This is a genomic window from Klebsiella sp. BIGb0407 (assembly GCF_024807845.1).
Taxonomy (GTDB): domain Bacteria; phylum Pseudomonadota; class Gammaproteobacteria; order Enterobacterales; family Enterobacteriaceae; genus JGM124.
On sequence record NZ_JANUEQ010000009.1, the window covers coordinates 108,447 to 129,393 of the forward strand.

At 48.4% G+C, this 20,947-nt stretch carries 20 protein-coding genes; 13 read left to right on the forward strand and 7 right to left on the reverse strand.

The window, feature by feature from the left end; all coding sequences use genetic code 11:
• The first annotated feature begins 4 nt into the window (after window positions 1-4).
• Together M2387_RS21830 and M2387_RS21835 are read left to right on the forward strand one after the other, a co-directional pair.
• The gene (locus tag M2387_RS21830) at window positions 5-820 is read left to right on the forward strand and encodes an ABC transporter permease (RefSeq protein WP_259052618.1); all 816 of its coding nucleotides are present in this window, start codon (window positions 5-7) and stop codon (window positions 818-820) included.
• Between the two features lie 27 nt (window positions 821-847).
• Window positions 848-2,251 carry an FAD-binding oxidoreductase gene (locus tag M2387_RS21835; RefSeq protein ID WP_259052621.1) on the forward strand — a complete coding sequence of 468 codons (1,404 nt, stop codon included), beginning with the start codon at window positions 848-850 and terminating at the stop codon, window positions 2,249-2,251.
• Window positions 2,252-2,292: 41 nt separating this feature from the next.
• Here M2387_RS21835 and M2387_RS21840 read toward each other — a convergent pair whose 3' ends face one another.
• The 4 genes from M2387_RS21840 to malI form a co-directional block, all read right to left on the reverse strand.
• Entirely contained in the window at window positions 2,293-3,000 is a 708-nt protein-coding gene (locus M2387_RS21840) for an ArsR/SmtB family transcription factor (protein WP_259052623.1), read from the reverse strand.
• Window position 3,001: 1 nt separating this feature from the next.
• Window positions 3,002-3,394, reverse strand: a complete 393-nt coding sequence (locus tag M2387_RS21845; protein ID WP_259052625.1) for an amino acid-binding protein — start codon at window positions 3,392-3,394, stop codon at window positions 3,002-3,004.
• Window positions 3,387-3,710, reverse strand: coding sequence for an antibiotic biosynthesis monooxygenase family protein (locus tag M2387_RS21850; protein ID WP_259052627.1), 324 nt, complete (start codon window positions 3,708-3,710; stop codon window positions 3,387-3,389). The genes M2387_RS21845 and M2387_RS21850 overlap by 8 nt, the downstream gene beginning before the upstream one ends.
• Window positions 3,711-4,154: 444 nt before the next feature.
• Window positions 4,155-5,183 carry a Mal regulon transcriptional regulator MalI gene (malI, locus tag M2387_RS21855; protein WP_259052630.1) on the reverse strand — a complete coding sequence of 343 codons (1,029 nt, stop codon included), beginning with the start codon at window positions 5,181-5,183 and terminating at the stop codon, window positions 4,155-4,157.
• A 180-nt stretch (window positions 5,184-5,363) separates the two neighbouring features.
• On the opposite strand from malI, the gene malX reads away from it, so the two are divergent.
• Entirely contained in the window at window positions 5,364-6,959 is a 1,596-nt protein-coding gene (malX, locus tag M2387_RS21860; RefSeq protein ID WP_259052632.1) for a maltose/glucose-specific PTS transporter subunit IIBC, read from the forward strand.
• Between the two features lie 58 nt (window positions 6,960-7,017).
• Window positions 7,018-8,202 carry a MalY/PatB family protein gene (locus M2387_RS21865; RefSeq protein ID WP_259052635.1) on the forward strand — a complete coding sequence of 395 codons (1,185 nt, stop codon included), beginning with the start codon at window positions 7,018-7,020 and terminating at the stop codon, window positions 8,200-8,202.
• Between the two features lie 66 nt (window positions 8,203-8,268).
• Here M2387_RS21865 and M2387_RS21870 read toward each other — a convergent pair whose 3' ends face one another.
• The 3 genes from M2387_RS21870 to M2387_RS21880 all read right to left on the reverse strand — a co-directional run bounded on the left by M2387_RS21870 (window position 8,269) and on the right by M2387_RS21880 (window position 10,423).
• Window positions 8,269-9,057 (reverse strand): AraC family transcriptional regulator, encoded by a 789-nt coding sequence (locus tag M2387_RS21870; protein WP_409040248.1) that lies wholly within the window; start codon window positions 9,055-9,057, stop codon window positions 8,269-8,271.
• A gap of 16 nt (window positions 9,058-9,073) precedes the next feature.
• A complete protein-coding gene (locus M2387_RS21875; RefSeq protein WP_259052639.1) occupies window positions 9,074-9,631 on the reverse strand; it encodes a kinase inhibitor in 558 nt (185 codons plus the stop codon).
• 108 nt (window positions 9,632-9,739) lie between these two features.
• Complete coding sequence (locus M2387_RS21880) at window positions 9,740-10,423, reverse strand: class II aldolase/adducin family protein (RefSeq protein WP_259052641.1); 684 nt, start codon at window positions 10,421-10,423, stop codon at window positions 9,740-9,742.
• A gap of 203 nt (window positions 10,424-10,626) precedes the next feature.
• Here M2387_RS21880 and M2387_RS21885 point away from each other — a divergent pair, with 203 nt between their 5' ends.
• The 9 genes from M2387_RS21885 to M2387_RS21925 all read left to right on the forward strand — a co-directional run bounded on the left by M2387_RS21885 (window position 10,627) and on the right by M2387_RS21925 (window position 20,845).
• Complete coding sequence (locus tag M2387_RS21885) at window positions 10,627-11,613, forward strand: sugar-binding transcriptional regulator (RefSeq protein ID WP_259052643.1); 987 nt, start codon at window positions 10,627-10,629, stop codon at window positions 11,611-11,613.
• Window positions 11,614-11,713: 100 nt separating this feature from the next.
• Window positions 11,714-12,652, forward strand: a complete 939-nt coding sequence (locus tag M2387_RS21890; protein WP_259052644.1) for a sugar-binding transcriptional regulator — start codon at window positions 11,714-11,716, stop codon at window positions 12,650-12,652.
• A gap of 187 nt (window positions 12,653-12,839) precedes the next feature.
• Window positions 12,840-13,475: an SIS domain-containing protein gene (locus M2387_RS21895; RefSeq protein ID WP_259052645.1), complete on the forward strand. Its 636-nt coding sequence runs from the start codon at window positions 12,840-12,842 to the stop codon at window positions 13,473-13,475.
• 5 nt (window positions 13,476-13,480) lie between these two features.
• Window positions 13,481-14,926, forward strand: a complete 1,446-nt coding sequence (xylB, locus tag M2387_RS21900; protein WP_259052646.1) for a xylulokinase — start codon at window positions 13,481-13,483, stop codon at window positions 14,924-14,926.
• The gene (locus tag M2387_RS21905) at window positions 14,926-15,993 is read left to right on the forward strand and encodes an ABC transporter permease (RefSeq protein ID WP_259052647.1); all 1,068 of its coding nucleotides are present in this window, start codon (window positions 14,926-14,928) and stop codon (window positions 15,991-15,993) included. The genes xylB and M2387_RS21905 overlap by 1 nt, the downstream gene beginning before the upstream one ends.
• A complete protein-coding gene (locus tag M2387_RS21910) occupies window positions 15,983-16,966 on the forward strand; it encodes a substrate-binding domain-containing protein (RefSeq protein WP_259052648.1) in 984 nt (327 codons plus the stop codon). Before M2387_RS21905 ends, M2387_RS21910 begins: the two co-directional genes overlap by 11 nt.
• An 86-nt stretch (window positions 16,967-17,052) precedes the next feature.
• Window positions 17,053-18,561 (forward strand): sugar ABC transporter ATP-binding protein, encoded by a 1,509-nt coding sequence (locus M2387_RS21915; RefSeq protein ID WP_259052650.1) that lies wholly within the window; start codon window positions 17,053-17,055, stop codon window positions 18,559-18,561.
• Window positions 18,558-19,133: a beta/alpha barrel domain-containing protein gene (locus tag M2387_RS21920; RefSeq protein ID WP_259052652.1), complete on the forward strand. Its 576-nt coding sequence runs from the start codon at window positions 18,558-18,560 to the stop codon at window positions 19,131-19,133. The genes M2387_RS21915 and M2387_RS21920 overlap by 4 nt, the downstream gene beginning before the upstream one ends.
• 245 nt (window positions 19,134-19,378) lie before the next feature.
• On the forward strand, window positions 19,379-20,845 hold the full coding sequence (locus M2387_RS21925) for an alpha/beta hydrolase (RefSeq protein ID WP_259052654.1): 1,467 nt from the start codon (window positions 19,379-19,381) through the stop codon (window positions 20,843-20,845).
• Window positions 20,846-20,947 lie beyond the last annotated feature (102 nt).

The following is a 20,947-nucleotide window of genomic DNA, read 5'->3' on the forward strand; positions in this document are numbered from 1 at the left end:
CCCTATGCAAACGCAAAAATCCGCTCCATGGGTCAATAACCAGACCTTCCTTAAGGTGCTGTATCCCTTAGTTGTCGCCGTTGTGGTGGTCATCCTGTGGCAGAGCTGGGTAACCTATTTCAAAATTCCCCAGTTTCTGGTGCCTTCGCCAGGCGTGATGCTGCAAAGCCTGTGGGCTAATTTCGGTTCACTGATGATGTCGCTGCTGTTTACGCTAAAGATCACCTTGATCTCATTTTTACTGGCGATCGTCATCGGCGCATTGGTGGCTTTCATACTGGTGCAAAACCGTTTTTTTGAAACCGCAATATTCCCATATATCGTGCTACTCCAGGTCACACCGATTGTCGCCATCGCACCGCTGATTATTATCTGGGTCAAGGACACCACCCTATCGCTGCTGGTGTGCTCAACGCTGATGGCGGTATTCCCAATCATTTCCAATACCACCCAGGGGCTGCGCAGCGTATCACCTGGCCTGCTGAGTTATTTCCAGCTTAATCACGCCAGCCGCCTGCAAATTCTGCTGCGTCTGCGTATACCTTCTGCCCTGCCCTATTTTTTCGGTGCCCTGCGCATTTCCTGCGGTCTGTCGCTGATTGGTGCCGTAGTGGCTGAATTTGTTGCCGGCACCGGCGGCACGGACACGGGTCTGGCCTACCAAATATTGCAGGCCGGATACCAGTTGGATATCCCGCTGATGTTTGCCGCCCTGCTGTTAATTTCACTCACCGGTATCGCACTGTTTGGCGCAATGTCGTGGATTTCGAAACGTGCTCTGGGCACCTGGCATGAAAGCGAAACCGTACAATCTCATTAACCCTTTTGATTTTCAGGCAGGAAGAATATGGACAGTGAACAACGTCAACACGCGCTAGGGCTCATTCATCAGTCGCTCCCTGATCTCGACTGGACTTTACAGGGGCCCAAGGTAAAACGTCTTTCCCGTGATTTTCACTGGTTTAGTCCGGTACTGAAGCAGCAGCTGGAAAGTAAACAGGCCGATGCGGTAGTTAAGCCACGTAATGAAGAAGAGCTCTGTTTACTGGTAAAAGCCTGCGTTGCCCACCAATTACCGCTGACTTTACGCGGTAGCGCAACCGGCAATTACGGCCAGCTGGTTCCACTGAAAGGGGGCATTCTGGTGGATATGACTGCCTTTAATCAGGTCTGCGAGCTGGGTAACGGCGTGGTGCGAGCCCAGGCGGGTATTCGTCTTTCTGAGATTGAAACGCTGAGCCGCCCGACAGGCTGGGAACTGCGCTGCATGCCGTCAACCTACCGACTCGCAAGCCTGGGCGGTCTTTACTGTGGCGGCTTTGGTGGCATCGGATCGATAACCTATGGCCCATTGGGTGCGCCTGGGAATGTCCTTAGCGTTAAGGTGATGACCATCGAAGCCGAGCCGCGCATTTTGCAGGTTCCCGCCCCGCAAGCACTGCTGCTGCATCACGCTTACGGCAGCAACGGCATTATACTTGAAGTAGAGCTGGCGCTGGCCCCGGTTCACCAGTGGATTGAACGCCTCGACGTATTCGACGATTTTAGCGATGCGCTGGACTATGCCAATGCGTTTGCTTGCTCGCCGGGGCTGGTGAAACGTGAACTGGCGCTATTAGCGGCACCGATCCCCTCTTATTTCAGCCATCTTAACGGACATTATCAAGGGACTCAGCATGCGGTAATCAGCGTGATTGCCGAGGAAAGCGAAGGGTTCTGTGCCGGTTTACTGGAAAAATATCGTGGCCGTAGCGCAATTCGTCAGTCTTCCGATGCAGCACAGGAGGCGAATGCCTCACTGATGGAATATTGCTGGAACCACACCACGCTGCACGCGCTAAAAATCGACGCCTCTCTGACCTATTTGCAGACGGCATTTAATTATAAAAACTATCGTCAGCAGATTATCGAGATGGCGGCGTTATTCGGCGATGAGGTGATGTCGCATATTGAATTCTTGCGTGACAATGACGGCAATATCACGGCCAGTGGCTTACAGCTTATTCGCTATTCCAGCGAAGAAAGATTGAACGAGATTATGAATATCTACCGTGCCAATGACGTGAAAATCAATAATCCTCATGTTTATCAGGTTGAAGATGGCAAACAGGGCGAAATTAAACCCGAGGTGGTTGCGGTGAAAAAATATATCGACCCCGACGGGTTGCTTAACCCAGGTAAACTCCGGGGCTGGGAGGTGCGCGATACCCTGGAATTAAATAAAGACCCTTTGTTGCTGGCTGAAAGATAAGATAATCATCGGCAGTGACAACTGCCGATATACCCGAAGAATTACTCACTCACCGTCACACCAAACAACTTGTTAATCGCACGCTTACCCGCCAGAGTGATACTCACTTCACGGTATCCCGGCACGCGGGTTATCCACCGCTGCCGTTCACAATGCGCAAAAAAAGCGGCACCTGCTTCACCGCCCAGATGAAAGCGACGTTCGCTCCAGTCCAGGCAGGCGCTGCATTTTTTACGCCTGGAGTGGGAATTAAGCGTTATCCCAAGCTGCGCAAACTGTTGCAGTCCTTTGGCCGTGAGGGCACTGCCATCAATGGTCAGCCACCCCTGGGCGAGCATTGCGTCATAGATACTGACCGCCACTTCACCCGCCAAATGATCGTAGCAAGTTCGCGCCAGGCGCAGTGAAGAAGGTGTGGTGATTTTTGCGCTTGAGGCCGACTGCCATGAAATTCCCATCACCTTTTCGAGCAGTTCCGCCACCTCCCTGCCCGACAAACGATAATACCGATGACGCCCCTGACTGAGGCAGGTAAGAAGGTTACCGCTCACCAGACGGGCTAGATGCGCGCTGGTAGTGGAAGAACTGACTTCCGCAACCACACTCAGTTCGGTGGCAGTCCAGGCTCGCCCGTCCATCAGGGCACAGAGTATTTTCACTCTCGAGGCATCCGCCATGGCCGCGGCTACCGTCACCATGGCGTTCTCCAACGCCTGGCCATCATCGATAATATTCGCCTGTTTTAACATATTACTCCGCGATTACCGCCCAACGTTGAGTGACCTTATCGGCAACGATATCATTGTCAGTGACGAGGATCAGTTGATTAGCATGGTCGCTATATTGGGTCAGAATATTGACGCCATTATCCGACAGAATAGCGGCTATTTCGCCTAATTCACCGGGACGTTCTTGCTTAAGTTTACGGATTAATGGCTGGCAAATATGTTCCACATGAAAACCTGCGCTTTCCAGCACCCTTTTAGCTTTCTCGCCATCCTCGACCAGGAAATGGGCATGCGCCTGCTGAGCCACCGTGAAAACACCGCCGCCTTCCAGACCAACACCATTGCGTCCCAGGGTTCCCCCCAGGGCGGCCAGCCCGCCGGGCTCGTTGTTTAATATAACGTGAATATCATACATGGTGCATCTCTCCCGGAGCTGAAGTGTAATCCCTGATGGTCTGCACTACGCGAATACGGTAAAACGAAAAAATAGTCGCCTTGCCTTCAGCCTGGGCTTCTTTATGCAGCAGGTTCTTTCGCCACAATAATACCGACTCTTCGTCCCGCCACCAGGAGAGTGACAACAGCTTACCTTCCGTCGTCAGGCTCTGAAAACGTTCTATCGAAATAAAACCCTCGATATCGGCTAACAAAGGTTTAAGTTCTGCGGCTAGCGCCAGATAACGGGTCTGCTGAGCGGGAATAACGTCAGCTTCAAAAATCACGGCAATCATATTTTTATCCTCTGTGAATGGGCAGGAACAGAGTGCCTGTATTTACCAGGGGATACTTCGGCTAAGAGCGAAGTATGAATGCGAGTGAGATCAATACTGTTTGCTATCGGATTTGGTCATAAGAGTGATTTTCTGAAAGAATTCTTACCTCCGGCGTTTCAGAGTCTGATCAAGAATTTCAACCAATCCAACCAGCTGCCACACGTTGTCAGGAATTAAAACGAGAAAAGCCATCCCGAGGGGATGGCTTTTCCGGTACTAACTAAAACGCACGGGTCCGAAGATATCCGCGCCTTGATAACTCTTAATTTACTCAGGCCAGTCGTCATCGTCAACAGGGAAAAACGGTTCGAATAACAGATCGAAATCGTCTGCTGGCCGTACCAGGCCCGGACTGGAACCGTCTGGAAAAATAGAGGCGATATGTCTGTTTAAATGGTCTTTTTAATTTTTAAGCTGAGAAAAACCCGGCGCTAACATAATACTTTGCGGGGGAATATCACTTTCGTTGATGCGCTGAATAATCCTGCTCGCGGCATTAATACCTATTTCGCGAGCGGGCTGAGTAATAAAGGAAACCGGGATATCATATAAGGCCTCACTGCCGATATCATCGAAGCCCAGCAGGGTAATTTCCTGATTATAATAACTGTAGTTATCAGCCGAGCTAATCGTATTACCTATTTTCAATGCCCCCAGATAAGCCCCCAGCGCCGTCGCGGTATTATGACAAATCACGGCGCTCACTTTAGGGTATTGATGCAAAAAGTCGGTCATTTTCTCAATAATATGCTGCTGCTTATTATCAACATCAATAATCCATTCCGTTTTAAACGGCAGACCATATTGAATCAAGGTTGAACAGTAGCCGCCGATTCTTTCTGCGCGAGTTAACGAATGGCTTTCACCGCCAAAATAGGCAATCTGATGGTGTCCATTATTAATTAAATGCTCGGTCGCTATTTTTGCTGCCAGGGTGTTATCCGGACGAATAACATCGATACCAGAGCACTCGCTAGCCCGGGCTGCGCAGACAACAGGAATTTTATGCTGAGCTAAACGTTGCAGCGCTTCATGATTAAGAAACGATCCGCCCCCGACAATAATACCGTCGACGCCATAGCTGATTAAGCTATCCAGGCAGAGATTAAAACTCTCACGACTTTTTCCGCACTGAGTTAAGAAGACAATTTTATTTTGTATTTCAAGATAGTGACTGATACCAGAAGCGACTTCAGAATAGAACGGGCTGGTTAAATCCGGGACAATTAAGCCGATGACATTAGAAACATTATCTCTTAAAAAGGCGGCCTGCTGATTACGCACATAGCCCAATGCTTCGATAGTGGCATTGACTTTATCGGCTGTTTTTTGAGAAATACGCCCCTTGCCACTCAGCACCAGCGATACGGTGGCAACAGAGACGCCCGCCTCTTGTGCTACATCAGTGATGGTCACTTTCCTGACTGTCATAAGTATCCGCATCCCTGAAAATAGAAGCCTATTTTACATCATCAAGGATAAAACGTTTTATCTGTTTAGAGACTTACATCACAAAATAATAGATATTTTTGTGATCAAACAGACAGCTTAAGCTGGTTAAACGTTTTATCTTATTTTATCTCTGGATTTCATCTGTCTGTAGGACGCTGTATGAGCAAACCGCAAAAGCAAAAAATCACACTCTGGGAGTTTTTCCAGAGCCTGGGTAAGACGTTTATGTTACCTGTCGCCCTACTTTCGTTCTGCGGAATTATGTTGGGTATCGGCAGTTCACTCAGTAGCCGTGATGTCATCACACTGCTGCCTTTTCTTGAGCATCAGGCATTCCAGTTAACCTTTATCTGGATGAGTAAAATAGGCTCGTTTGCCTTTAGCTTTTTACCGGTGATGTTTGCTATTGCGATCCCACTCGGTTTAGCACGTGAAAATAAAGGCGTGGCGGCATTTGCCGGTTTCGTTGGCTTCGCGGTATTTAACCTGGCGACCAACTTTTACCTGACCGTACGGGGCATCTTACCGACCACCGACGCGGCTATTTTAAAAGCGCATAACATTCAGAATATCCTGGGGATTCAATCTATTGATTCGGGAATTTTGGGTGCGGTGATTGTCGGGATTATCGTTTATTTCCTGCATGAACGCTTTAACACTATTCGCTTACCCGATGCACTCGCCTTCTTCGGCGGAACCCGATTTGTACCCATTATTACTACTCTGGTACTGGGCTTAGTCGGACTTGCGGTTCCGCTAGTCTGGCCGTGGTTTGCCATGGGTATTTCTGGGTTAGGTAGCCTTATCAGCGGTGCCGGAGCCTTCGGTCCGATGATTTTTGGTACCGGTGAGCGGCTGTTATTACCTTTCGGACTCCAGCATATCTTGGTTGCCATTATTCGCTTTACTGAAGCCGGTGGCACCATGGAAGTGTGTGGCAACCAGGTCAGTGGCGCATTAACCATTTTCCAGGCACAATTATCCTGCCCGACAACGCACGGCTTCTCCGGGAGCGCCACCCAGTTCCTGTCACAGGGTAAAATGCCAGCATTCTTAGGCGGATTACCGGGTGCAGCACTCGCTATCTATCACTGTGCCCACCCAGGCAACCGTCATAAAATTAAAGGTTTATTAATTTCTGGTGTGGTTGCCTGTGTTATTGGTGGTACCACCGAACCGATTGAATTCCTGTTCTTATTTGTCGCGCCTTTCCTGTATCTGATCCACGCGATATTGACCGGTTTAGGCTTTACCGTGATGGCGATTACTGGCGTCACTATCGGTAATACCGACGGTAACCTTATTGATTTTGTGGTCTTCGGGGTTCTGCATGGCCTGGAAACAAAATGGTATATGGTGCCAATCGTTGCCTTTATCTGGTTTGTTTCTTACTACGCGATTTTCCGCTTCGCTATCACCCGGTTTAATATCAAAACACCAGGACGTGATACCGATGAGAAAACTGCGGGCAAAGATAAATCCACCGCACCGGTCACCACTAAATCAGGCTATGACTCTGCCGCTATGTTGCAAGCATTAGGTGGTAAAGAGAACATCATCACGCTGGATAACTGTATTACGCGTCTGCGTATGTCGATTAAGGACATGAGTAAAGTTGATGATGCGGAATTAAAATCATTAAGAGCCATTGGCGTCATTCGTCTGAATGATAATAACCTGCAAGTGGTTATTGGCCCGCAGGTTCAGTCAGTCAAAGATGAATTAGAGCGGCTGATACAGACAACAGAAAGTTAACCCCTTACGGCACTGATATTTATCGGTGCCGTATTGTTCAGGATGATGGATAACGTCAATGAATAGAGATAACAACTTCTCACAACCTGTCGATCGCCATAATACCTACTGTACTCAATGGGATTTTGTTCAGGACAGATTTGGCGAGGCTGATTTACTGCCGTTTACTATCTCAGATATGGATTTCGCAACGGCACCGCAGATTATTGAAGCGATGCTCAAACGCACTCAGCATGGGGTGTTTGGTTATAGTCGCTGGCAGCACAGTGATTTTCTTTCGGCTATTCAGTGCTGGTTTAAGAAATCCTTTAACCATGATATCCACACCGAGCAGGTCGTGTATGGTCCGTCAGTTATCTATATGGTGAGTCAGTTAATTTGCCAGTGGAGCAATACTGGTGACGGTGTGATAATTCATACGCCCGCTTACGACGCATTCTTTAAGACTATCGAAGGCAATCACCGCAAAGTTCGCCCTTGTCCGTTAACCCGTCAGGATAACAAATGGGTTTGCGATATGGCACAACTGGAAGCACTACTCGCTGAACCCACCACCCGTGTCTTATTACTTTGTAGCCCGCATAATCCAACCGGCAAAGTCTGGTCAGCAGAAGAGCTGTCGATGATGGCGACGTTATGCAAACGTCATAATGTGCGGGTGATTAGCGATGAAATTCATATGGATCTCTGCTGGGGTGACGCAAAACACATTCCCTGGTCCGCGGTGAGCACAGAACCTTACGCCCTTTTCACCTCCGCCTCGAAGTCCTTTAATGTTCCTGCATTAACCGGCGCTTACGGGATTATTAATGATAAAGCCTCGCGTGAAGGGTATTTCAATAAGTTAAAAGTGTGTGATGGTTTATCTTCCCCGGCTATTTTTGCGGTTATCGCACATATTGTGGCTTACAGAGAAACGGATGACTGGTTTACATCATTACGCGAGTATCTTTTCGCCAATTTAAACTATCTCCAGGAAAGGCTAAACGCCGAACTACCGGAATTAAACTGGCAGGTTCCGGAATCCACTTATCTGGCCTGGATAGATATCTCCCCACTGAATATTGATGATAAAGAACTCCAGCAGCGGTTAATTCATCAGGAGAAAGTCGCCATTATGCCGGGCGAAACCTATGGTGAACAAGGTCGGGGTTATATCCGCTTTAATGTCGGCTGTTCATGTATAAAATTAGCCGATGGCCTGGACCGGTTTATTCGTGCGGTAAAGTCATTTAAAGATTAATCGCGCTGAGCACACTGACCTATACCCTAAATAATTCAAGTTGTGGCTTGAAGTATGACGGGTATATCAGCGGATATTTTTGGGTAAGCACCCATAATGATTTTGGAAGCGTGCGGTAAAACGTGAACCGGAAAGATAACCACATTTCAGCGCAACATCGGCCACCGGTAAGCGAGTCGACTGAAGTAGTGATAAAGCACATGCCATGCGGACTTCTTCGACAATCTGCCGAAAATTCTGGCCTTCATTCTGTAGACGACGTCTCAGGGTTGAAGCGCCGAGAGATAGCTGACCTGCCACATCCTCCACGCTCCACTGGCTGGCGGGTGCAAACAAAATCAGCTGTCGGACTTGCTCGGTCAGATTAAAGCGCGGTTCAATTAATAGCGGACCCGCCAGCCCCTCCTGATGCAGTACCCGTAATAAGCCCATCACCAGGTGTTCCTGCACGCTGGCGGACAAATCAGTACGAACCGCATTTAGCACCGCAGACCAAAGAAAAGAGAGATCGGCGCTTAAAGGTGCGCAGAGCGATGTCAGTTGACCGGGCGTTACGCTGTGCAGATATTGCTGCTTAAAACGGCTCAGGACTTCGGGTGACAAAAACAGCAAATCGGAATTAAAAAAACCGTTTTCGGGCTGGTTAATAATCTCCAGCGCGGTGTTGGCCGGGAGAATAATCAGTGAACGGGATGTCGCCACTAAACGCTTCTCATCCTGCACAATCACTTTGCTTCCTTGCGTGATATGGCAAAGCGCGGCGGAGAACAGTTTAACACGGTGCAAATGATGCAGACGGCTGGAATGGACTTCGGTAGACGTCAGCCGATTAAAGCGTACCTGCACCTTTGACACCGCGTTAGCTTGCATTTTATCGTCCAAATTTAACCGTCATTTCGGCCTTCGCCAGGGCCGCATTATTGAGCATATAGCCTACCATAGCACCGCTCGACTGGTTATCTAACGGTAACTTATCGGTATTTAATGCCCAGACGGTAAACTGATAACGATGCGGTTTCGCACCAGGTGGTGGGCAAGCGCCGCCAAACCCGGCATAACCATAATCATTACGTCCCTGTACTGCTGACGCCGGTAACTGCGGTTTTAGCTTATCCCCGGCACCTGCTGGCAGACTGGTGGTGGTTGCTGGAAGATTAACCACTGTCCAGTGCCACCAGCCGCTACCGGTTGGCGCATCGGGATCGTAGGCGGTGATGGCAAAACTTTTGGTGCCTTCAGGTGCGTTAGCCCATGCCAGTTGCGGAGATATATTCTGCCCTGAACAACCAAAATCGTTAAATACTTGCTGCTGTGATAAGGGTTTATCGCCGCTCATATCGGTACTGGTGACGGTAAAATTGTTCGCCGCAAAGCTGTTGGCGCTGAAACTCAACAGAGCAACAGCCGATATTGTCATTATCTTTTTCATCTTCGATCCCACGGGGTAAACAAGATCTTTAGCCTACCGAAGATGTCCGAAGGAGGTTGTGCAGAAAAGCTTTAATTTTGTGCCATAACGCTCGCTTTACCTGCAAAATTAAACTGTCCTGATCGCACTGCGCTTTTCAGCTAACCCATAGCCGCTAGTTTTAATCTTTTCAATTACGCGCTGGATCTCTTCATCAGCAAGAATCGGTGGCTCACCCAGAGACAGCGCCTGGACATACATGCGAGAAATCGTTTCTACTTCAATCGCCAGCCATAATGCTTTGTCCTGAGTCGTTCCAATGGCTATCTGTCCATGCTGCCCTAACAGACAGGCATCACGACCTTCTAAGGCTTTAACCGCAACGTCAGAGAGCTCCTGTGAGCCAAAAGTGGCATAAGGTGAGCAACGGATAGTGCTCCCCCCGGCAACGGCAATCATATAGTGAAAAGCCGGGATCTCTTTATGATGAATCGCGAGCGTTGTGGCATACATTGAGTGGGTATGCAGCACCACATTGCGTTCCGGACGCGCCGCCAGAATATCCAAGTGAAAACGCCATTCTGATGAGGGAATATGCAGCCCTTCCCAGCTACCATCAAACCCCATCTCGACAATATCCTCTGGCTGCATTTGTTCATAAGGCATTGAACTCGGCGTTATCAGAAAACCACCCTCAATACGTACCGATAAATTTCCTGATGTCCCCTGGTTGATACCGACTTCATTCATTTTTAAGCAGGTACGAACCATAGATTCACGCACATCAAGATTTTTAATTGAGTTTGTCGTCATGCTGTTTGCTCCGGTGATAAGAATACTTACTGGATCGTTCGCGTGGTGACATATGGCATTTTATAAAAACTTTTGTCAATTACAGGGCAACATATGATTAACATAGCGTGACATTTGTCACTATCCGCACAGTTTAAGATGACGCGGATACCATCAAGCAGGCACAATCAAGCCACTCTCTGGAAAATTAACGGATAAAAATCATGGAATACCCTGGTCATCAGCTGGTTAACGATAAAGTTGCAGATGTTCCCGTTGAATTTCATGGTAATCCATTAATTTGGGCTGCCTGGCTCTACTATGAAGAAAGTATGACCCAGCAAGCTATTGCAGACTTATTACATGTTTCACGCACGACGGTGGTGAAAATGCTCCAGGCCGCCCGGGATGAAGGCATAGTCTCGATAAGCGTCGCTCCGCAACATCTTTCAGCCGTACGCGGGGCTCGCGAACTCAAAGCGCGCTACCCGTTAGAAACGGTGATTGTCGTTCCCGATGATGGCGGCATTGGCCAGGATTATGAACGTATCGGGCGAGCCGCAGGCCGCTATCTCACCTCGGTCATCAAGCCGGAAGATATTCTCGGCGTCTGCTGGGGAAAAACGGTACTGGCGATGTCAGAAACGGTGCCTGAAATGACACTTCCCAACCTGACCATCGTCCAGGCGGCGGGTAGCGCGATGGGCGCCTATGAATCCTCCACGGAGCGCTGTACTGCAAATATGGCCACCCGGTTACACGCTCGCTGCGTCAATCTTCACGCTCCCGGTATCGTCTCAAGCTACGCGCTAAAAGAGGCGTTAATGGCAGAGAAAAGTATTAAAGAGAAATTTTCCCTGCTGCACTCCTGCTCCAAAATCGTTTTCGGAATGGCTGACTTAGGGCCACAGAGCATGGCTTTTATCAGCGGTTATTTAGAGCAAGATGAAGCCCTACCTTACCAGCAAGCAGGCGCTGTCGGTATGATGGCGGGACGGTTTTTTGATAAATCAGGTCACGCGGTTCTCGGTGAACTGGATAATAAAATGATAGGGATCACGCTCGAAAAATTACAGCAGATCCCGGAGCGTATTTGCATCGCCGGCGGTAAAGATAAAGTCCCCGCTCTTCATGCCCTGTTATCCGGTGGAAATGCGACGGTATTGATCACCGATGAGAGTACGGCTTTAATGCTGCTACAGCGGCCTTAGATCAATATAAGTCGTTTCCATACTCTGAGATTACTTGTAAAATTTGCTCATTTGATAGAGCATCGCACTCATATTGCATGATAGCCGGGAGTAAAACATTGTGACTAACCTGCCTCTTTCCACCATTCAGGCTATCACTGTAGCAAAAGCCTACTTTATTGAACGTAAGACGAAAAGTCAGATTGCTGAAGAGATGGCTATCTCGCGCTTTCGCGTTGCTCGTTTGATAGATGATGCCATCGAACGGGGTCTGGTTAAATTCGTCATTCAAGACCAGCAAGTTATCGATGTTGAGCTGTCACAGCAAATTAAGAAAAAATTCAATCTCGATGAGGCCGTGGTACTGGCAGGTCCGGACCTACCCTCAGGCGCACTGACTGAACAGTTAGGTAAGCTCGGAGCATCGGTTGTTGAAGAGATCCTTAAACCAGGCATGCATGTTGGCATTGCCTCTGGCCGGGTACTTTCTGCGGTAGCAGACGCCCTGACCGTACTGCCTATGCTAAAAGTAGTGCAAGCCGCGGGCGCACAACCCGGAATGGAGTTCACACATAACTCTATTGAACTCGTCCACCGTATTGCCGCTATTGGCGGCGGGAAAGCCTATCCTATCTATGTCCCTATGTGGGTCGATAACCCCGAAACGGCACAGAATTTATTGCTGGAGCCGAGTATCGCCGCGGTCCATAAAATGTATGACTCGCTGGATGTCCTGCTCACCGGAATAGGCTCCTGGTCACCCGCAGAGTCCTGTATGTTCCATACCTTCCCTGAGGAATGGAAAAAAGAGGTCTTGCAGGCTGGCGTCTGCGCAGATATCTGTACCACTATCATCGACCGCGATGGAAACGCTATTCCTTCTCCTTTAGATAAGGTTGGTCTGTCTATGGTGGCGGAACAAGTCCGTAAAGTCCGCCAGGTAGTGGCGATTGCCGGTGGTTTAGAGAAACGTGAAGCCATTGCCGCAACGCTAAAAGGTCACTGGGTCAGCACCCTGGTGACGGATGCCGGTGTCGCTCGTTATCTGTTAACCGTCTAGTCGCCAGAGACGTCTTCGTCCCCCTCCCTTAACCCATATTTGATAACTTAATCACTGTATTCATGCAATGACAGCCTGTTGTTGCATGAATAATGATGTGCTCATTTGATAAGTATACGCGCACACTTGACGCCTGATACCTCCAGGGTATGTTAGAGTCAATCAAATGAGCAAAGAGTGCAATCAAATGAGTAAACAACTTGATATCGCAAAAATAGCGCAAGGCGTCATAGAGAATGACCTCCAGGCCGTAAATGCTATCCGATCCCTGTTCGAACAACCTGTTTTCCATGATGCAGCCCGGGCGATTGCCGACTGCAAAGGCAAAATACTGGTCACCGGTAGCGGTACCAGTGGCGCCGTCGCTCATCGTTCCGCCCACCTTTTTTCTGTCTGCGGCACTCCCGCATTCCATCTTCCTCCTAGTGATGGGCTACACGGCGGTATGGGAGCCTTAACCGCAGATGACCTTATTCTGGCGTTCTCAAAGGGCGGCAGCTCACAAGAGCTGAATGATTTCTGTCGCCTTGGAAAAAAATTATGCAAATCACTGATCGTGGTAACGGCTAATCCTCAATCTGAATTCGCACAGCTGGCAGACTATGTCCTGACCATTCCACTGGCGAAAAATTGCGATTTAGGCGGTGTAGTCGCGACGGGCTGTACTCTTTCATTCTCTGCGCTGACTGATGTATTGGTGGAAATCACCCGTCAGATGCGAGGCTATGAATGGGAATCATTCTTCTATACTCATCCAGCAGGTGCAGTCGGTAAGCATGCACAAGACAGTTTAAAACAGCTGCATAACTCAGCGCAGGGGTAATGACCATGATGCGGGATATTGTTGCGGGTATAGACTCATCGACTCAATCATGCACTGTGATGCTGCGTGACCTGAAAACAGGCGCAGTAGTCGCAGAGGCAAAGGCTCCCCACCCACCGTCGACGCCGCCTTGCAGTGAGCAAGATCCGACTGTCTGGTGGGAAGCGCTGAAAATTGCCTTGCATGAACTCCGTGACTGGTGGCCGAGAATTGCCGGTCTTGCCGTCGGTGGTCAGGGGCACGGGCTGGTTATCCTCGATAAACACGACAATCCACTACGTCCCGCAAAACTCTGGAATGATACTGAGTCCGCTCCCGAAGCTCAGGAACTATCTGACAAATTCCCTGCATGGCAATGGGCGGCATTAACCGGATCGGTTCCGGGCCCGGCGATGACCATTTCTAAACTGGCATGGACAGAAGCGCACTGCCCGGGACTACTTGCAGCCAGCCACCGAATTATGCTGCCGTTTGATTATTTGGTGTACAAACTCAGTGGCAGCTTTGTTACCGAACGAGGCGGTGCGTCAGGAACCGGTTATTTCAATCCTTTTGACAATACCTGGCAGCCACAATTAGCTGAGCTGGTTAATCCGGATATTGACTGGCTGGCACGCTGGCCAGCCATTATTCCCTCCAGCCAGCCCGCCGGGAAAGTGATTGCAGAGGCGGGATTTGAGCAACTCACCGGGGCGATTGTCGGTGTCGGTACCGGGGATAATATGTCTGCCGCGCTGGGCATGAATCTGTTACCGGGTGATATGGCTATCTCTATTGGTACCAGCGGCACACTGTATGGTATTAGCCCCGAAGGAATTATCGATACCAGCGGCACAATTAATGGCTACGCTGACGCAACCGGTCAGTTTATGCCGATGATAACCACGCTCAATGCCGCCAAAGTCACAGATACCTTTCGCCGTATCTTACGTGCTACCACCGCTGAATTTGATGAACTGGCTCTGACAGCCACGCCCGGTGCCCACGGTCTGACGCTCCTGCCCTGGCTGGATGGCGAACGTACGCCGAATTTACCGCACCAGACGGGGCAATTACACGGCATCCTGACCACTACCACCGCAAATGATATTGCCCGGGCAGCCATTGAAGGCGTGCTCTGTGGACTGCTTTCAGGCGGTAAAAAACTCGCAGAACATAACTTTATCAGCGACGGTCGCCTGGTCATTACGGGGGGCGGTGCAAAATCAAAAGCCTACTGTCAGATACTTGCCGACCTTACCGGGAAAACGGTCTATATCTCCCCGGTTGGCGAAACTGCCGCCGCAGGTGCCGCGGTGCAGGCGGCTGCCGCGGTATTAAAATTGAGTAATGCAGAGATGGCTGAGCGCTGGAGCTGCCCTCTGGAAATAGCCGCAGAGCCACAATATGACAGCCGACAAGTTCTTGAAAATTATCAGTTACGCGTTAACAGCAGTCTGGGAGAAGATTAATGAGCACTCAAGACAACACCAAACCTCGGACAAAACCCTTTAGAGTTCCTGCTGAAACAGGAATAGCAGTGGTATTCATCCTGGTGATGATAGGTGGATTTATTGCCTCACCCAACTTTTTAACCGTCTCTAATATTATGATCCTCCTGCTCAATGGCGCGGTCATTGCGTTTCTCTGCCTGGGGCAATCATTTGTATTGCTGACTGGAGGTATCGATCTTTCCTGCGGTTCGATTGTAGCGATGACCTGTGTGGTCGCCGCACTATTAATGGAAAAGTTTGGTATATCCTGGCAATTAACTATACCGATAGTGCTCGCGGTCGGGGCACTGACCGGTTTTGTTAATGGTTTAATCATTGAGCGTACCGGAGTACCGCCGTTTATCGTGACCTTTGCCATGATGGGAGTCGCTGCGTCTATTCCGCAAATTATTACCGGCGCTGAGTCTATTCGTGTAACACAAATTGGCTACAGCTTAATTGGTCAGTCAAAACCATTAGGTATTCCCTTCCCGGTTATTGCCTTGCTGATTGCAGTGGTGATTGCGGTTATTTTCTTACGCCGCACCGTCACGGGCACGCATATCTATGCCGTAGGTGGTAATGCGGATGCAGCAAGACTTTCCGGGATCAGTATCCCACGCATTACCCTGCTGGTGTATTCCATTTCAGGCCTGTGCGCTGCTTGTGGTGGCTTAATTTATGGTTCAAGACTGATGACAGGCTACCCGACCGCAGGCCGTGGCGATGAACTGTTCTTCTCTATTGCCGGTGCAGTAGTCGGTGGAGTCAGTCTGTTTGGCGGAACCGGTAGCATTATCGGCGCAATGATCGGTGCGATGCTTATCGCCGCAATTTCAAACTTAATGAATGTGATGAACGTCAGTGCTTACTGGCAACCCTTGGTTATCGGCCTCATCATCCTGTTCGGTGTCACTTTCGACACGCTTCGCTCTTCAAGAAAATTAACACTGCCCTGGCTGAAATCCAGGAAAACACTTCACGCTGCACCCATAAAAAACGAAAACCAAAGTACCTTACAAGAAGGGGATACACATGCAAAATAGTAAGAAGTTATCCGTCGGTATTTTAATTCTTGCGGCTGTCACAGCGCTGTCCGGCTGTAACCGCGAGGATGATAAACAGACCACCAATGAACCCGCCAGGAAAACTCTGGGAGTCACATTACCTAACTTAACTAATCCGTATTATGTGGCAATGAAAAAGAGTTTTGAGGATAGTGCGGCAGCCCAGGGCATGAATATAAAAATCTCCATTGCCGATAATGACGATGCCAAACAACTCTCTCAGGTGGAAAGTTTTATTCAGCAGAAAGTAGATGCTGTGGCCGTAAACTGTGTGTCTTCCGGCCCTTGTGTGGCAGGCATTAATCAGTTGAATAAAGCCAATATCCCGGCTTTTACTATCAACTTACTGCCCGATAGTGAAAGTATGAAACTACAGAATGTGACTGTGGTACAAGGCGTACAGACAGATCAACGTGAAGGTGGGCGTTTAATCGGTGAAGCATTACTGAAAGAAATCGGCCCGGATGGCTCGGCCATTATCGGTATTGTCGGTGAGCCTACCTCGGTTTCAGCTAATGCTCGTGATGATGGTTTTAAAGATGCCCTGGCTGTGAATAAAAACGTTAAATTTGTTGCCCTGGTAAACGGTAAAGTTGAAGAGACTACTTCGCTAAAAGTCACAACAGAAATGCTACAGGGCAATCCCGATATTACCGTCGTATTCTCTGATACCGAGCCCGCAGCAATCGGAGCATTAGCCGCAATTAATCAACTGGGTGCGAAAGACCGCGTCAAACTCTACAGCTTTGTCGATAAAGAAGGCGTTAAAGCGATTCAGGATAATAGCGTGCTGAAAGCTGGTGCAATTCAAGAGCCTGTCAAACTGGCAGAAATCCTCGTGGAAAGCGTTAAGAAGAGCCTGAACGGTGAAACAGTCCCTGACATGATCAATAACCCGCCGTTATTGGTTAATAAGGATAACGCCGCCACTGTTATTGGTTCTGCTTATTAATCTCGGCCCTTGAATAATTCGCGTAGCGACAAGGCTACGCGAATTATCAGGGGTATCCGTAGCTATTCGCCAGAGAAGATTGAAAGATGAATTATATTGCTCAACAAATAAAAATCGGATTTTCTGGTGTACAGGTATTACACGGCGTTGATTTCTGTGTAGAACCCGGCACGATCCATGGTTTGTTTGGCCATAATGGTGCGGGAAAATCGACGTTATTAAAAATTCTCGCTGGCGTTAACACGCCCGATAGCGGTGAGCTTTTAATTGGTGATGTCCCTGTTCATCTTTCCTCTCCAAGAGATGCATTAAATCAGCGTATTGCCTGTGTTTATCAAGAACTCAGACTTATTCCAGGTATGAGTGTCTGGCAAAATCTCTTTCTTGGGCGGGAACTAAGAAAAGCCGGTGGCTTTTTAGATGAAAAAGGGATGATAGCGCATACAGAAACCGTTCTGGCAGAATATCAGCTTGATTTCCAGCCAACGGCATTGGTGAAAGAGCTTTCACATCCAGAGAAACAAATGCTGGAAGTGGTGACCAACCTGGACCGTGATGCCCGATTTTTATTCTTAGATGAACCCACCACCGCTCTGGAAGGCGCACAGGCTGAAGAATTATTAAATGCCGTTCAACGCATTGCGAAAGCAAAAAATATTGGCATTGTTTTAGTCTCTCATAAACTGGATGAAGTATTACGCGTCTGTGATAAAGCCACCGTCATGTGTGGCGGAAAAGTCATTTATAGCGCCGATAAACAGAGCCTCAGTAAAGCGGCTATTGTTGAAGCTATTGTTGGTAACGCCGCTGTTTATGAGCAATCAGCCAATCGGCGCGATATTATTCGTGGTGCGCAGACTCGTCCCTGGCTCTCTGTTGAAAATCTCAAAACAGACAGGCTAAAAAATATTAACTTACAGGCATTTCGTGGCGAAATTTTAGGTGTCTATGGGTTAGCGGGTGCAGGCAGAACACGTTTATGCCGTACTCTGTTTGGTCTTGAAACCGTAGTCAGTGGCAGTATTCAACTTTCTCATAAGAACTATCATCCCAGTACCCCCGCTAAAGCAATACAGTCAGGTATCGCCTATCTGACCGAAGAGCGTAAAAAAGACGGTTTTATTCCGTTAATGTCCAGTTTTGCCAATGCAACCTTACCTATTTTAAAGCGTTTTCGTCACCTCGGATGGGTGAATCATGATGCAGCCGAAAAGTCTGCTTCGACTTTGCTGGCAAAAATGAATACTTTAGGAAACTTACACGGCCCCATTCGCTCACTTTCGGGAGGTAATCAACAAAAAGTATTACTGGCCAGAGTTATTGCCCAGGATGCGACTTTAGTGTTACTCGATGAACCGACTAAAGGCGTCGATATCGGCGCCAAAGCGGATATTTATAAAATTATTTATCAGCTGGCTGAAAGTGGCTGTTGCGTGGTGATGGTTTCCAGCGAAGAAGAGGAATTATTAGATGTCGCTGATAATATTACTGTCTTCCGCAACGGTGAATGCGATGGAAGTATTATTGCTGCACGTGATCTTACTCCGGCTGATTTACGTAAAGCGGCCTGGGAAAATGAGGAAACGGCAGCATGAATATTTCAGCCAGTGTTTATGCTGCAGATCCTCTGAATATTGAACGCGATATTCAAACAGTTATCTCAGCCATTGAATCGCTGCATTTTGATGTTATGGATGGCCACTTTACTCAGGCCTACGGGCTTAATATTTCATTGTTTTCTCGTTTAAAAACATTTACCAGCAAGCCTATTGATGTCCATCTGATGGTGAATAATCCTGAAATTTGGGCGGAAAAATTCGCTACATTAGGGGCGCGCTGGGTCGCCTTTCATCCTGAGTCCTGTCTTCATCCTGAAGCGCTGATTCAGACGATACAAAACTGTGGTTCGAAAGCCTATCTGGCTTTTGGGATAAATAACCAACCAACTGATTATATTCATTTATTTGACAGTATCGATGGGGTGCTAATCTTAAGTGCTCCTGCCGGTGGCGGAGAATTTGATATCACGGTACTGGACAAAATAGCCCAGATCCCTGCCGACTTACCTATTGCTTTTGATGGAAAAATAACGCCAGCCCGCCTGCCCGCCCTTCGTAAAAATAGCGGTGATTTAGCGATTATGGGAGCAGCCATGTGGCCCTGTTAAAAATATAACGCGCGATAATAGGATATTATAAGAGCCATTAAGATACATAACTTAATCCCTTGATAATTTATTTTTATATTTCCACTTACTTTTGTAATACACCTCATGGTAAAACTAATAGCAATCTGATTTTCATCACTATCCGTTGTAAAAGGATTTTATTTTATTATAGAAAACATCCTCGAAAAACATCCTGAGGAAATTGACGTACGCTAGATATAATCATATATACATGGAGGTATTATATGTCTAATCGTGTGATCAGACGTTGGGCTATACGGATTGTATTGCTGGTAATTGTGATTTTACTGACTCTGCTGTCAATAAGAATTTACGATACGCAACGAGGACCGAAACTCGAGCTCTGGCATACCTTTGTTCCGGATGAGATGGACGCAGCTGAAATTGATAAATCCGATTGGGGTGATTATGTGAAAGCTGAAAATCAGCTTTTTGAGGAAGTGAAAACCAATGTCACCGATAAGTTAGAGCCCGAAGCCCGGACACCCTCAAACCGTTATCATTCTGGCAGTACCATTTATCCACCTCATTTTAGTAGCGACTGGAATCGTTCTTATATTCTTCACCCCAAGGGCGCGCCAAAAGGTGCGGTTGTCTTACTGCATGGACTAACTGACACCCCTTATAGCTTGCGCCATATCGCTGAGAACTATAGCCAGCATGGCTATGTTGCGATTGGTATCCGCCTACCGGCGCATGGCACAGTCCCTGGCGCATTGACGGATGTGAAATGGCAGGATTGGTTAGCCGCGACACGCCTTGCGGTTCGTAAAGCCAGGGTTCTGAGTGGTCCGGGCGTACCCCTGCATATCGTGGGTTTCTCAAATGGCGGTGCACTGGCGATGAAATATACGCTGGACTCGCTGGAGAACCCGAGACTGGCAAAACCCGATCGGGTGATTCTGATATCTCCGATGATAGGCGTTACCAGCTTTGCCCGTTTTGCGGGCGTCGCTGGCTGGCCCGCTATCTTTCCCGCTTTCGCCAAATCCGCCTGGCTCGGGATCGTGCCAGAGTTTAACCCCTTTAAATATAATTCATTCCCGGTTAATGGCGGGCGGCAGTCCTATTTACTGACCACTGCCTTACAGCAACAAATTGCACGCGATGCGAGAAATAACCGACTCGATCAGCTTCCCCCTATTTTAACCTTCCAGTCATTAATGGACTCAACCGTCAGTACTCGAGCAGTGGTAACCGCTTTATATAACCACTTACCCAAGAATGGCAGTGAAGTTGTATTATTCGATTTAAATCATGCAGCAAATATCGGCCTTTTACTGAGAACCTCTTCTTATACCGCGTTAACTCGTTTATTACCGCCACCACCGCGGAATTACAGCGTAACGATTATCACCAACGTTTCGCCAAAAAGTGATGAAACTATGGCGTTAACGACCCTGGCGGGTCAGGTCAACGAAACCGTTGCGCCGACCGGGTTAGCCTATCCACCCGATATTTTCTCGTTATCTCATGTGGCGTTACCTTTCCCAATGAGTGATTCACTCTATGGCCGTTATCCTGAAAACCCGGATCAATACGGTGCCAGCCTGGGGACCATTACCGCCCGCGGTGAACGGTCGGTCTTAAGCGTGGGCATGGACTCTTTGATGCGTATTTCATCGAATCCATTTTATAGCTATATGCTGCAACGTATTGATGACAAAATAGAAAGTTCAGATAACCGGTAAGTCTGCACCCAAAATAATTCAAGTTGCCTGCTGATACTGAGTGAAGTGCACGATAAGCATAGATGGGACATGTGGTTCGGTTGGTAGAACTGAGTTCGCGTC